Source organism: Pseudomonas saxonica (assembly GCF_007858365.1).
Lineage (GTDB): Bacteria > Pseudomonadota > Gammaproteobacteria > Pseudomonadales > Pseudomonadaceae > Aquipseudomonas > Aquipseudomonas saxonica.
The window spans coordinates 1,036,361-1,049,560 of record NZ_VFIO01000001.1 but is presented as its reverse complement, the minus strand read 5'-3'; the positions used below and the strand labels follow the sequence as shown (position 1 = coordinate 1,049,560).

Below are 13,200 nucleotides of genomic sequence, written 5' to 3'. Positions count from 1 at the left end.
TAACCCTCTCCCGGAGGGAGAGGGGACTAAAAGCCACAGCATCTCGCAATCAGTTCCCTCTCCCTCTGGGAGAGGGCTAGGGTGAGGGTTTTCTGTCAGCCAATACGCAAAAGGCCCCAAGGTTCGCACCTTGGGGCCTTTTGCCATACTAGCACTGCTTTACGCGGCTTTAGCCTCGCTTTCGCTCAGCGAGCGGTTCAGGGCGCTGAACAGGGCCTTGAAGCTGGCGGTGGTGATGTTTTCATCAATGCCCACGCCATGCACTGCGCGTTCACCATTCACGCGCAACTCAATGTAGGCCGCAGCTTTGGCATTAGTGCCCGCGCCAATCGCATGCTCGTTGTAATCCATGATCTCTGCTTTAACCGGCAGACCGGCCACCAGCGCTTCCAGTGCGCCATTACCCTTGCCGCTCCAGCGCAGATTGGTTTCACCGTCGCCTTTGGCGGACACTTCGACCTCTACCGCGCTGTGGCCGTTTTCTTCCTGAAGACGATGACTGACCAGTGCGTAAGGCGTATTGGCCTGCAAGTACTCACTGCGCAGCAAGTTGTGAATCTGTTGTGCAGTCATTTCAAGGCCCAGGCGATCAGTCTCGCGCTGAACGACCTGGCTGAATTCAATCTGCATGCGGCGCGGCAAGCTGATGCCGTATTCCTGTTCCAGCAGGTAGGCAATCCCGCCTTTGCCGGATTGGCTGTTCACGCGGATTACTGCTTCATAGCTACGGCCAATGTCTGCCGGGTCGATGGGCAAGTACGGTACTTCCCACAGGCCATCCGGTTTTTGCTGGGCGAAACCTTTGCGGATAGCGTCCTGATGCGAGCCAGAGAATGCGGTGTGGACCAAATCACCCACGTACGGGTGTCGCGGGTGCACCGGAATCTGGTTGCACTCTTCAACGACTTTGCGCACGCCGTCGATGTCGGAGAAATCCAGTTCAGGGTTCAGGCCCTGGGTGTACATGTTCAAAGCCACAGTCACCAGATCGACGTTACCGGTACGTTCACCGTTACCGAACAGGCAACCTTCAACGCGATCGGCACCCGCCATCAGGCCCAATTCAGTGGCGGCCACACCGGTGCCACGGTCATTGTGGGTGTGCAGGCTGATCAGCACGCTGTCACGGCGATTGATATGGCGACCGAACCACTCGATCTGGTCGGCATAAATGTTCGGCGTGGCGCACTCAACGGTCGCAGGCAGGTTGAGGATCATTTTGTGTTCGGGAGTCGGGTTCCACACCTCGATCACCGCGTCGCACACTTCCTTGGCGAACTCCAGCTCGGTGGCGCTGAACGTTTCAGGCGAATACTCGAACGTCCAGTGAGTTTCAGGCTGTTGAGCCGCATATTTGACGAACAGCTTGGCCGCGCTGACGGCAATTTCCTTGATGCCTTCTTTGTCCTGGTTGAACACGATGCGGCGGAACGCCGGGCTGGTCGCGTTGTACAGGTGGACAATGGCTTTCTTTGCGCCGCGCAGCGACTCAAAGGTGCGAGCGATCAAGTCTTCACGGCCTTGGGTCAGCACCTGGATGGTGGTGTCGTCCGGGATATGCCCGTCTTCGATCAAGGTGCGCACGAAGTCAAAGTCGGTTTGCGATGCTGCCGGGAACGATGCCTCGATTTCTTTCACGCCTACGCTCACCAGCGTCTTCCAGAAACGCAGCTTCTTTACCGCATCCATCGGCTCGATCAGCGACTGGTTGCCGTCGCGCAGGTCGGAGCTGCACCAGATCGGCGCTTTGGTGATGGTTTTCGACGGCCAGGTGCGGTCAGGCAAGTTAATAACCGGGAAGGCGCGGTATTTGGAAGACGGGTCTTTGAGCATGGTCATCAGGCAATCCTTTTTGTACAAGTCGCAATTAATGAGCGGCTTGCTGAAGAAATACAAAGCATAAGGGGCGAGGCACCGCGACTAGCTTTGCAGTCGTGCACTGACGAGGCAAAGGCTGCGATGTTGGCGTTGCAGAATGAGGGTGTGAGAGCTATTCATGGCCTCAACCCTAACCCTGCGGGAGGGAAGATGGCAAGCAGCTAAATAATATTGAGAGAAATGCCCGGATGTTGGCGTTATTCGAGCTTTTATTGCGCGAATATTGTCTGGTGGTTGTTTTTATTGCAGGGCTTAAAGGGATGTCCAGCAGTGCGTGCTGCTGATGGTCATCCCTTTGGCGGCGCTGTCAGGGTTGGAAGGCGCCGATAAAAATGGCCGGGTCAACCCGGGCATCATTGAGGCTGACGTTCCAGTGCATATGCGGGCCCGTGGCACGGCCGGTGGAGCCTACTTTGCCCACCACATCGCCACGCGCCAGTTGCTGGCCGACCTTTGTATCCACTTTCGACATGTGGCAAAACATGCTGATGAAGCCTTGGCCGTGGTCGACAAATACAGTGTTGCCGTTAAAAAAGTAGTTACCGATCAAGATGACCTTTCCCGCTGCCGGGGTCTTGATGGGAGTGCCCGCCGGCACGGCGAAATCGAGACCTGCGTGCGGGTTGCGCTCTTCGCCATTGAAGAATCGACGAACGCCGAACTTGCTCGACAGCGGCCCGTTAACGGGTTTATCGAGGAGCAGATTGCTTGGCGTGTTAGGGCTGAAGGTACGGTAGGCCTTGATCTGGATCGCCAGTTCGTTGTCGATGCGCTTGATGTCATTCAGGTTGGGGTTGACCTGACGCTGATTTTTTAAGGTGATGCGTTGTTCCGGGTACTTCTTGGTGCCCACCGTAAAGTTAAGCTCGCGCCCGCCCGTAGTGATCTGCTGGATTCCAGGCTTGACGGTGAGTGGTATGCCGACAATGGCCCGCCAGGTGTCCTGCTCTTTAATCACCATAACGGGTTTGCCTTCAAAGGATGCCTTGGGCGCTTGTGCACCCGTTCCCAGCTCAATTACGGCTACCCCGCCCGGCACCGGCTTATTCAGCAAGCGCGTGATATAGCTGTCAGCAGCGTTGGCGTTCAGGGTCAGGCACAGCAAAAACAGTGCAGAGATAAAGCGCAGCATGGATCAATCCAATAATGAGAGGGTGACAGGCGTGAGATGGTTGTCTTCAACCCGAACTTGCAGTTCGCCTTCGCCTAGCCTGGCTTTCAACCGCTGGCCATTTTGGGTTTGTGCGGCGCTGCGGATGGCGTTGCCGCGCTCATCGAGCAAAATGCTGTAACCCCGGCCCAGCGTGGCCAAGGGGCTGACCACATGCAGGGTTTGCATTTGGGTTTGCAGCTGCAGGCGGCGCGACTTCAGCCCTTCGCGCATGGCGCGTGGCAAGCGCTCGGCCAGACTGTCCAGGCGTTGACGCAACAGAGCCAGTTGACGGCCCGGATGCTGACCGGCCAAACGCGTTTCGAGGCGGATAAGGCGTTCGCGGCGTGTATTGAGGTTGCGTTCGAATGCCCGACGCATGCGCATGTCCAAATCATCCAGGCGCTGTGATTGCTGGCGCAAGCGCTCTGCGGGGTTGCGCAGGCGTCGTGCCAAGCCGTCGAGACGCAGGCGATCACGCATCAGACGATCGCGGATGCGCATCACCAAGCGGCGGTGAAGGCTGTCGATACGCCGTTGCAGGTCGCTCGAGTCGGGGGCCAGCAACTCGGCAGCCGCTGAAGGCGTCGGGGCTCGGACGTCCGCCACAAAGTCAGCGATTGAAACATCGGTTTCGTGGCCAACAGCGCTGACGATAGGTGTGATGCATGCATCAATGGCTCGGGCCACGGCTTCTTCGTTAAAACACCACAGGTCTTCCAGCGAACCGCCGCCGCGGGCCAGAATCAGCGCGTCAAAACCTCGCGCATCGGCGAGTGTCAACGCTCGCACAATTTGTGCGGTGGCTTCGCGGCCTTGCACGGCGGTGGGGATCAGGGTCAATTCAACGTGCGGCGCGCGGCGACGGAAGACGCTGATGATGTCGCGGATCACCGCCCCCGTAGGCGAACTGACAATACCGATGCGCTTTGGGTGGGCGGGCAGGGCGACCTTGCGCTCAGCGCTGAACAGGCCTTCAGCGCTGAGTTTTTCTTTCAGCGCGTCGAACGCCAGGCGCAATGCGCCATCACCGGCAGGCTCTACGGTGTCGAGGATCAACTGATAATCCCCGCGGCCTTCAAACAGTGAAACCTTGCCGCGCACTTTGACCGCAAGGCCGTCTTTTAGCGCCTGACGCACCCGCGCCGCATTGTTGCGAAACAGCGCGCAACGCACTTGGGCGCCGCTGTCCTTGAGCGTGAAATACACATGGCCAGAGGCCGGGCGGGCAAGGTTGGAGATCTCGCCTTCTACCCAGATGTTGCTGAACACGTCTTCGAGCAGGACCCGCGCCCGGCCGTTGAGTTGGCTGACGGTCAGGACTTCTCGGTCGAGGTTGAGTCGTGCAAAGGGATCTTTAATCATGGCGGCCATCATAAGGGTGGATTGTGATGACTGCACGGTCTGGTTAAAGTCGCGACACTAAAAATAAGGAAAGTGTGCAATGGAGTTGCCTTTTACCGGCAGTGAGTGGGTGTTGCTTGAGCTGACTATTGCGCTGGCTTATATCGTGTTCGGTGTGGCGGGTTTTGGTACTGCATTGGTGGCCGGGCCGATTTTGATCCTGTGCCTGCCCCTTTCAAAAATTATTCCGTTGTTGGTATTGCTGGATTTTGTCGCCGCATTTGGCAATTGGCTGCCCTCGCGCCGTGACGTGGCCCGCTCGGAACTGCTGCGATTGTTGCCGTGCATGGCGGTGGGTTGTGTGGTCGGCGTGGTGTTCCTGCTCAACCTCAAGTCCGACGTGTTACTGCTGTTGATGGGGCTTTTTATCACCGCATACGCTTTGTACAGCCTGGCCGTTAAGGTCAAGCCGAAACAGGTCGCTGCCGGTTGGGCCATTCCCACGGGTATCACGGGTGGATTGTTTGGCGCCCTGTTCGGTAGTGGCGGGTTTTTGTATGCGCTTTATCTTAATTCACGCTTGCCCAAAGACGCCGCCCGCGCCACCCAAAGTGCGCTAATCAGTTGCAGCACCGTGGTGCGCTTGAGCCTGTTTGTGATCGCGGGGGTGTACGCCGATGGGACGTTGCTCTTGCTCGCTGCCTGCTTGTTGCCAGCCATGGCACTTGGATTGTGGATTGGCCGACGGTTGACCCGCAAATTGTCCCGGGAAGCCTTTGTGCGGTTGGTCACCTGGTTGGTACTGGTCAGCGGGATTGCGTTGATTGTGCGCTACCTGAGTTAAACTGCGCGGCCTAATCCTGTATTCACTGCCGCAGGCTGCGATCCGCGAAACGGCTCTCAGCCTGTGGCTGCGACGACCGGATACAGAATTTGCTCTTATCCATATGTGCCATACCCATGAATTCGCAAAGCATCATCGTTCCTAAAATCTCAACCTTGCCGGTTCATGAGCCTCGTGCCCGGGCTATCGTGCGCTGGCTGGTGCGCAAGAACATCATCGAACAAGAGCTGACCACCTGTGGCCGAACCGGCAATGGCATGGCTTACGCCATCGCTCCCGGTGCTGCCAGTGTGGTGTTGCACCCTGAGGCCTTGCCTTTTGGTGAGGCGGTCAATGGTCTTGAAATCATCACCAAGCGCTGCATCTATACCCCGGCCAAGGGCTTTCTTGAAGAAGCCGGTTGCGCTGAATGCCGTAAAGAAGTCGGTGAAGCCTTGTTCGAAAGCCTTGAAGACTGGATGCCGGGGCGTACCGACAACTTCACGTGCCCGCTGTGCGCCCACGAAGATGACATCAACGGTTTTCTTTTTTTGCAGCCGTGTGCGTTTTCCAATCTGGGGTTTATTTTCAACAACTGGGCTGAAGCGGGGTTCAAGCAAAGTTTCCTTGATGAATTTGCCGACTGGCTGGATCAGCCGGTGGCGTGGGTGAAGGTAGAGTTGTAAGCCTGTAGTCGCTGTCTGAGGCTGTGAAGGGGTGCGCAGCAACCCCTTACCTGAAAGCTGCGCATTACCTTTCTCGGCCTTCGCCAGCGTCAAAGGTGGGCTAGCTGTCCGCAGAGTCAATAAATCATTGACCCTTAGCGCAAAACTCTCTAAAGGTTTCCGTTGAGAGAGTCAGGTGTTTTAAGTACAATGGCGCGCTTCCATTTTCCCGCTCGGGAGCCCCAGCGATGCTGCGTATCAGCCAAGAAGCACTCACATTCGATGACATCCTTCTCGTCCCCGGTTATTCCGAGGTTCTCCCGAACGAAGTCAGCCTTAAGACTCGTTTGACCCGTGGCATTGAACTGAATATTCCGCTGGTTTCCGCCGCAATGGACACCGTAACTGAAGCCCGTCTGGCAATCGCCATGGCTCAGGAAGGCGGTATCGGCATTATTCACAAGAACATGACCATCGAGCAGCAAGCTCACGAAGTACGCAAAGTTAAGCGTTACGAAGCCGGTGTGGTTAAAGAACCGATCACCATCGAAGCTGACGCTACTGTTCGTGAACTGTTCGAATTGACCCGCCAGCACAATATCTCCGGCGTTCCTGTACTGCACAATGGCGACCTGGTCGGCATCGTGACGTCCCGTGACGTGCGTTTCGAGAACCGTCTGGAAGCCACTGTTCGTGAAGTGATGACGCCTAAAGAGCGTCTGGTCACGGTCAAGGAAGGCGCCGACAAGGACGAAGCCCGCGAGCTGTTGCACAAGCACCGCATTGAGCGCGTACTGATCGTTGATGACAAATTTGCCCTCAAAGGCATGATGACCGTCAACGACATCGAAAAAGCCAAGGCGTACCCGCTGGCCAGCAAGGATGATCAAGGTCGTCTGCGCGTAGGCGCTGCGGTCGGCACGGGTAAAGACACTGCAGATCGCGTTGCTGCTCTTGTGGCTGCGGGGGTTGATGTGGTGGTAGTGGATACCGCGCATGGTCACTCCAAAGGCGTTATCGACCGCGTACGTTGGGTCAAGCAGAACTTCCCTGACGTTCAGGTCATTGGCGGCAACATCGCCACGGGCGCTGCCGCTCTGGCACTGGCCGAAGCCGGCGCTGATGCCGTTAAGGTCGGTATCGGTCCAGGCTCGATCTGCACCACACGTATCGTTGCCGGTGTTGGCGTTCCACAAATCAGCGCCATTGCCAATGTGGCCGCTGCCCTTGAAGGTACGGGCGTACCGTTGATCGCTGACGGCGGCATCCGTTTCTCGGGTGACCTGTCCAAGGCTATCGTTGCCGGTGCATCGTGCGTGATGATGGGCTCGATGTTTGCCGGTACTGAAGAAGCGCCGGGTGAGATCGAGCTGTTCCAGGGCCGTTCGTACAAGGCCTATCGCGGCATGGGCTCACTGGGTGCGATGTCGCAATCCCAAGGTTCCTCCGACCGTTACTTCCAGGACTCGTCCGCGGGTGCCGAGAAGCTGGTGCCGGAAGGCATCGAAGGTCGTGTGCCGTACAAAGGCTCGCTGACAGCGATCATTCACCAACTGATGGGCGGTCTGCGTTCTTCGATGGGTTACACCGGCAGCGCCGACATCGAGCAAATGCGTACCAAGCCTGAGTTCGTGCGTATCACTGGCGCGGGCATGGCTGAATCCCACGTCCACGACGTGCAGATCACCAAAGAAGCACCTAACTATCGCGTAGGTTGATAGTGATCGCATTCGGGCCAAACCCGGGTGCGATACGAATTAAATCACCGGGGCTGTTTGATTCAGCCCCGTGTCGTTTCTGAAATTTATCGAGATTTTGTCATGGCCCTCGACATTCACGCTCACCGCATCCTGATTCTGGACTTCGGTTCCCAGTACACCCAGCTGATCGCTCGTCGCGTTCGCGAAATCGGCGTTTACTGCGAACTGCACCCGTTCGACATGGATGACGCTGCGATCCGCGAATTCGCCCCTAAAGGCATCATCCTGGCCGGTGGCCCGGAATCCGTGCACGAAGCTGGCAGCCCGCGCGCGCCTCAAGCTGTATTTGACCTGGGCGTACCCGTTTTCGGTATCTGCTACGGCATGCAGACCATGGCTGAACAGCTGGGCGGCAAGGTTGAAGGTTCCGAGCTGCGTGAGTTCGGTTATGCCCGCGTAGACGTGGTCGGCAAAAGCCGTCTGCTGGACGGTATCGAAGACCATATCGACGCTGATGGCCTGTACGGTCTGGACGTGTGGATGAGCCACGGTGACAAAGTCACCAAGATGCCATCGGACTTCCACATTCTGGCCAGCACCCCGAGCTGCCCGATTGCCGGCATGTACAACGACGAGCGCGGCTACTACGGCGTTCAGTTCCACCCGGAAGTGACCCACACCAAGCAAGGCGGTCGTATCCTGTCGCGCTTTATCCTCGACATTTGCGGCTGTGAAGCCCTGTGGACGCCGTCGAAAATCGCTGAAGACGCGATTGCCAACGTCCGTGCCCAGGTCGGTACCGACAACGTATTGCTGGGCTTGTCCGGCGGCGTTGACTCCTCGGTTGTGGCCGCGTTGCTGCACAAGGCGATCGGCGATCAACTGACGTGCGTATTCGTGGACAACGGCCTGCTGCGCTTGCACGAAGGTGAGCAAGTGATGGCCATGTTCGCCGAGAACATGGGTGTCAAAGTGATCCGCGCCAACGCGGCGGACCAGTTCCTGAACAATCTGGCTGGCGAAAGCGATCCGGAGAAGAAGCGCAAGATCATCGGTCGTACCTTTATCGACGTGTTCGATGCCGAATCCTGCAAGCTGGACAACATCAAGTATCTGGCGCAGGGCACGATCTACCCGGACGTGATCGAGTCGGCTGGCGCGAAAAGCGGCAAGGCTCACGTCATCAAGTCGCACCACAACGTGGGCGGCCTGCCGGACGAGATGAACCTCAAGCTGGTCGAACCGCTGCGTGAGCTGTTCAAGGACGAAGTTCGTCGTCTGGGTCTGGAACTGGGCCTGCCGTACGACATGGTCTACCGTCACCCGTTCCCGGGCCCGGGCCTGGGTGTCCGTATTCTGGGTGAAGTGAAAAAGGAATACGCCGACCTGCTGCGTCGTGCTGACCACATCTTCATTGAAGAACTGCGTAAAGCTGACTGGTACCACAAAGTCAGCCAGGCATTCGTAGTGTTCCAGCCGGTGAAATCGGTGGGTGTTGTTGGAGATGGTCGCCGTTACGCCTGGGTTGTTGCCCTGCGTGCCGTTGAAACCATCGACTTCATGACTGCTCGTTGGGCACACCTGCCTTACGAGCTGCTTGAAACCGTGAGCGGTCGCATCATCAACGAGATCGAAGGTATTTCGCGCGTTACTTACGACGTGTCGAGCAAGCCGCCAGCAACGATTGAGTGGGAATAAGTCAGACCGGCTTAACGGTTTGAACTGAAAAAGGCGGCCAACATTCTGTGTTGGCCGCCTTTTTTATGGAGGCAAAAGCCCCTCACCCCAACCCTCTCCCAGAGGGAGAGGGGGCTGTTTTGTGTCGTTTTGGAAATTTGCTACGACGTGGATCAGTCCTTCTCCAGAGGGAGAGAGGCTATTTTGTGTCGTCTGGAAAAGGTAGCCACGACGTAGATCAGTCCCCTCTCCCTCCGGGAGAGGGTTAGGGTGAGGGCGCTTGCTCTTACGATTTCTCATTTGCAGGTGTATCGTATTCGCCTTTTGCGGGCTCAGCGCCCGCGCCGGATACGAGAGGTAATTAAATCCATGTCCTTTACCCGTCGACAAATACTCGGTGGTTTGGCCGGCCTGGTAGTGGTGGGTGTTGGCGCAGGAGGCGCTTCGCGTTACTGGTTAGGCAAGATGGCCGATGCTGAAGCTGGCCACGATTACGAACTGATCGCCGCTCCGCTTGATGTTGAGCTGGTGCCGGGTCATCAGACCGAGGCCTGGGCCTTTGGCCCTTCGGCGCCCGGCACGGAGTTACGGGTGCGTCAGGGCGAATGGCTGCGGGTGCGCTTCATCAATCATTTACCCGTGGCGACCACCATTCATTGGCATGGCATCCGTCTGCCGCTGGAAATGGACGGCGTCCCTTATGTGTCGCAATTGCCTGTTCTGCCCGGTGAGTACTTCGATTACAAATTCCGTGTACCCGATGCCGGCAGCTATTGGTATCACCCGCACGTCAACAGCAGCGAAGAGCTGGGCCGGGGGCTGGTCGGGCCGCTGATTGTGGAAGAGCGCGAGCCCACGGGTTTCAAGCACGAACGCACGCTGAGCATCAAAAACTGGCACGTGGACGAAGAGGGCGGTTTTCTGCCGTTCAGCATCACCCGTGAAGCCGCACGAGGGGGGACAGCGGGACGGTTGTCGACGATTAACGGCACCCATGTACCAACCATTGATTTGCCCGCCGGGCAGATCACCCGGGTGCGGATTCTCAACCTCGACAACACGCTGACCTATCGCCTGAATATTCCCGGCGTTGAAGCCAAAATTTACGCACTGGACGGTAACCCCATCGAGCCACGCCCGCTGGGCAAGGATTACTGGCTAGGGCCGGGCATGCGTATTTGTCTGGCGATCAAGGCGCCGCCTGCAGGTGAAGAGTTGTCGTTGCGTGATGGCCCTGTGCGTTTGGGCACATTGCGTTCGGTCGCTAATAACGATGCCCCGAACGAATGGCCGCCTGCGTTGCCAGCCAATCCGATTGCCGAGCCGGATGTGGCAAATGCCGAGAAGATTAATTTCAACTTTGAATGGGTCGGCTCGGTGTCAGAGAATCAGAACGGTGATCAACCGCCCAGCCTGTGGCAAATCAATGGTATTGCCTGGGACATCAAGGACAAGACCTGTGCTGATCGCCCTATTGCCAAGCTCAAGCTGGGGCAGAGCTACATTTTCGAATTGAAGAACATGACGCAGTACCAGCACCCGATTCACTTGCACGGTATGAGCTTCAAAGTGCTGGCGTCCAATCGCAAAAAGATCACACCCTATTTCACCGATACTTACCTGTTGGGTAAAAACGAGCGTGCCCGCGTAGCGCTGGTGGCGGATAATCCCGGCGTGTGGATGTTCCACTGCCATGTGATTGACCACATGGAAACCGGCCTGATGGCCGCCATTGAGGTTTCCTGATGCGACAAGGGCGTCAACCCCAGATCATCGACCGCAGTCGCGATCAAGAGTACATGCGTGAAGCGCTGGCGTTGGCCGCGCAGGGTGCCGCGTTAGGCGAAGTGCCGGTGGGCGCGGTGCTGGTGCAAGACGGCGAGATTATTGGTCGAGGGTTCAACTGCCCGATCAGTGGCAGCGATCCCAGTGCCCATGCCGAAATGGTCGCCATTCGGGCTGCCGCTGCTGCGGCCAGTAACTACAGGTTGCCCGGCAGTACGCTGTACGTAACCCTGGAGCCGTGCAGCATGTGTGCGGGCCTGATCGTGCATTCGCGGGTATCGCGGGTGGTGTACGGCGCGGTGGAGCCCAAGGCAGGGATTGTAGAAAGCCAGGGGCAGTTCTTTACCCAAGGCTTTCTTAATCACCGCGTGCTGTTCGAAGGCGGGGTCTTGGCCGAGGAGTGCGGGGCGATCCTCAGCGAGTTCTTCAAGGCCCGACGAGCGAAGTAGCCGTACGGGCACTGATGAGCAGGGCTTACTTCTTCGCCACTATCACTGCCCGCATCGGCGCTGGCAGCCCCTCGATGGTTTTGCTGTGGTCGTTCGGGTCAAGGTAATCACTGAGCGACTGAAACTTCATCCATTCTGTGGCGCGTTGTTCTTCCACCGTGGTGATGCTCACATCCACGCAGCGTACATCGCTGAAACCCGCGCGGCGCAACCAGCGCTCCAGTGCCGCAATTGACGGCAGGAACCAGACGTTGCGCATTTGCGCGTAGCGGTCTTCGGGCATCAACACCTGATTGACATCACCTTCAATCACTAGCGTTTCCAGCACCAGTTCGCCGCCTTTGACCAGGCAGTCTTTGAGCGCGAGCAAGTGCTCGATGGGCGAGCGGCGATGGTAGAACACGCCCATGGAAAACACGGTGTCAAAGCCTTCCAGATTCGCGGGCAGGTCTTCGAACGGGAAGGGCAGGTGCCACGCCGCTTCTTGCTGCAAGTAGCGTTGTACAGCCTGGAACTGGCAGAAGAACAGCCAGTTTGGATCGACCCCGATCACGCTGTGTGCGCCCGCGCCCAGCATGCGCCACATGTAATACCCATTGCCGCAACCCACATCGAGGACGCGTTTGCCCTGCAGGTCGATGTGGGGTGCGACCCGCGACCACTTCCAGTCGGAGTGCCATTCCGTGTCGACATGTACCCCGAACAAATCGAACGGCCCCTTGCGCCACGGTGACAAGCCCATCAGTGCCTGACGCATCTGTGCACGGGTTTCGTCGTCGCAGTCGGTGTCCAGCCTCAGGCCGTCAAGCAAGTCGATTTCGGTTGGTACAACGTCAGGCAATGCATCCAGGGCGCTTTGCCAGCGCTCAAGGTCGCCATGACCTTTCTCCATTTTGGCGTCGAGCCGGGCTTGCAGTGTGGTGGCCCATTCAGCCAGAGGTGTTGCGGCAAGACGCCGGACGAGGGGGGAAAGATCAATCATGGCAAGGCAATCAACGAGGCAAAGTTAAGACACTGGAACCACGGCACGACTTTCGAGAACCCGGCCGCCAGCAGGCGTTCGCGGTGTTCTTCGAGGCTGTCGGGCTTCATGACGTTTTCGATGGCGCTGCGCTTTTGCGCTATTTCGAGGTCGCTGTAACCGTTGGCGCGTTTAAAGGCGATGTGCAGGTCAGTCAGCAGTTCATGCTCTTGAGGATCACTGAAACGCAGTTTCTCCGACAAAATCAGCGCACCGCCAGGCAGTAACGACTGGCGGATGCGGCTGAGCAAGGTCAGCCGCTCGTGTGGGGCAATGAATTGTAGGGTGAAGTTCAGTGCCACCACCGATGCGGGCTGAAACTCCAGGGCAAGAATGTCGCCCTCAATGACCTCTACCGGCAGCAACTCCTGAAACATCGAGTTTTGCCCGTTGAGGTACTCGCGACAGCGCTCAACCATCGCCGCCGAGTTGTCTACGGCAATCACGGAGCAGCCTTCTGTGCGCACATGACGACGCAATGCCTGAGTGACGGCCCCCAGTGAACTGCCCAAGTCGTATAGCACGCTGTTGGGCTGAGCGAATTGGGCGGCAAGTACCCCGAGGTTTTCGACAATGGTCGGATAACCGGGCACCGAGCGTTTGATCATGTCCGGGAACACCCGCACGACGTCTTCGTTAAAGGCGAAGTCCGGCACCTGGGCCAGGGGCTGGGCGAATATACGGTCGGGGTCTTGGCTCACGGCGGTT

General features: G+C 57.7%; 11 protein-coding genes. 6 read left to right on the top strand and 5 right to left on the bottom strand.

The features are described from left to right. Nucleotides 1-159 precede the first annotated feature (159 nt). From leuA to xseA, 3 genes are all read right to left on the bottom strand, one after another. Entirely contained in the window at nt 160-1,839 is a 1,680-nt protein-coding gene (gene leuA, locus FJD38_RS04860) for a 2-isopropylmalate synthase (protein ID WP_122784832.1), read from the bottom strand. A 346-nt stretch (nt 1,840-2,185) separates the two neighbouring features. Beyond that, nucleotides 2,186-3,010, bottom strand: a complete 825-nt coding sequence (locus FJD38_RS04855) for a M23 family metallopeptidase (protein WP_146384161.1) — start codon at nt 3,008-3,010, stop codon at nt 2,186-2,188. A gap of 3 nt (nt 3,011-3,013) precedes the next feature. Continuing rightward, nucleotides 3,014-4,393: an exodeoxyribonuclease VII large subunit gene (gene xseA / locus FJD38_RS04850; protein WP_146384159.1), complete on the bottom strand. Its 1,380-nt coding sequence runs from the start codon at nt 4,391-4,393 to the stop codon at nt 3,014-3,016. A 79-nt stretch (nt 4,394-4,472) separates the two neighbouring features. Here xseA and FJD38_RS04845 point away from each other — a divergent pair, with 79 nt between their 5' ends. The 6 genes from FJD38_RS04845 to tadA all read left to right on the top strand — a co-directional run bounded on the left by FJD38_RS04845 (nt 4,473) and on the right by tadA (nt 11,471). Continuing rightward, the gene (locus FJD38_RS04845; RefSeq protein ID WP_146384157.1) at nt 4,473-5,216 is read left to right on the top strand and encodes a sulfite exporter TauE/SafE family protein; all 744 of its coding nucleotides are present in this window, start codon (nt 4,473-4,475) and stop codon (nt 5,214-5,216) included. Between the two features lie 116 nt (nt 5,217-5,332). Further along, the gene (locus FJD38_RS04840) at nt 5,333-5,881 is read left to right on the top strand and encodes a sugar ABC transporter ATPase (RefSeq protein ID WP_146384155.1); all 549 of its coding nucleotides are present in this window, start codon (nt 5,333-5,335) and stop codon (nt 5,879-5,881) included. A gap of 227 nt (nt 5,882-6,108) precedes the next feature. Continuing rightward, entirely contained in the window at nt 6,109-7,578 is a 1,470-nt protein-coding gene (guaB, locus tag FJD38_RS04835) for an IMP dehydrogenase (RefSeq protein WP_122784829.1), read from the top strand. Between the two features lie 102 nt (nt 7,579-7,680). Beyond that, a complete protein-coding gene (gene guaA / locus FJD38_RS04830) occupies nt 7,681-9,258 on the top strand; it encodes a glutamine-hydrolyzing GMP synthase (protein WP_122784828.1) in 1,578 nt (525 codons plus the stop codon). Nucleotides 9,259-9,606: 348 nt separating this feature from the next. Continuing rightward, nucleotides 9,607-10,983 (top strand): multicopper oxidase family protein, encoded by a 1,377-nt coding sequence (locus FJD38_RS04825; protein WP_122784827.1) that lies wholly within the window; start codon nt 9,607-9,609, stop codon nt 10,981-10,983. Continuing rightward, nucleotides 10,983-11,471, top strand: coding sequence for a tRNA adenosine(34) deaminase TadA (tadA, locus tag FJD38_RS04820; protein WP_122784826.1), 489 nt, complete (start codon nt 10,983-10,985; stop codon nt 11,469-11,471). Before FJD38_RS04825 ends, tadA begins: the two co-directional genes overlap by 1 nt. A gap of 25 nt (nt 11,472-11,496) precedes the next feature. On the opposite strand, the gene cmoB is transcribed toward tadA, so the two are convergent. After that, nucleotides 11,497-12,453, bottom strand: coding sequence for a tRNA 5-methoxyuridine(34)/uridine 5-oxyacetic acid(34) synthase CmoB (gene cmoB, locus FJD38_RS04815; RefSeq protein ID WP_146384153.1), 957 nt, complete (start codon nt 12,451-12,453; stop codon nt 11,497-11,499). Next, the gene (gene cmoA, locus FJD38_RS04810) at nt 12,450-13,193 is read right to left on the bottom strand and encodes a carboxy-S-adenosyl-L-methionine synthase CmoA (RefSeq protein WP_122784824.1); all 744 of its coding nucleotides are present in this window, start codon (nt 13,191-13,193) and stop codon (nt 12,450-12,452) included. Before cmoA ends, cmoB begins: the two co-directional genes overlap by 4 nt. Nucleotides 13,194-13,200: the final 7 nt, after the last annotated feature.

Coding starts and splice junctions, on each gene's coding strand:
- tadA (WP_122784826.1), top strand. CDS start 10,983: ATGCGACAAGGGCGTCAACCCCAGATCATCGACCGCAGTCGCGATCAA.
- leuA (WP_122784832.1), bottom strand. CDS start 1,839: ATGACCATGCTCAAAGACCCGTCTTCCAAATACCGCGCCTTCCCGGTT.
- xseA (WP_146384159.1), bottom strand. CDS start 4,393: ATGATTAAAGATCCCTTTGCACGACTCAACCTCGACCGAGAAGTCCTG.
- cmoB (WP_146384153.1), bottom strand. CDS start 12,453: ATGATTGATCTTTCCCCCCTCGTCCGGCGTCTTGCCGCAACACCTCTG.
- guaA (WP_122784828.1), top strand. CDS start 7,681: ATGGCCCTCGACATTCACGCTCACCGCATCCTGATTCTGGACTTCGGT.
- FJD38_RS04855 (WP_146384161.1), bottom strand. CDS start 3,010: ATGCTGCGCTTTATCTCTGCACTGTTTTTGCTGTGCCTGACCCTGAAC.
- FJD38_RS04845 (WP_146384157.1), top strand. CDS start 4,473: ATGGAGTTGCCTTTTACCGGCAGTGAGTGGGTGTTGCTTGAGCTGACT.
- FJD38_RS04840 (WP_146384155.1), top strand. CDS start 5,333: ATGAATTCGCAAAGCATCATCGTTCCTAAAATCTCAACCTTGCCGGTT.
- FJD38_RS04825 (WP_122784827.1), top strand. CDS start 9,607: ATGTCCTTTACCCGTCGACAAATACTCGGTGGTTTGGCCGGCCTGGTA.
- guaB (WP_122784829.1), top strand. CDS start 6,109: ATGCTGCGTATCAGCCAAGAAGCACTCACATTCGATGACATCCTTCTC.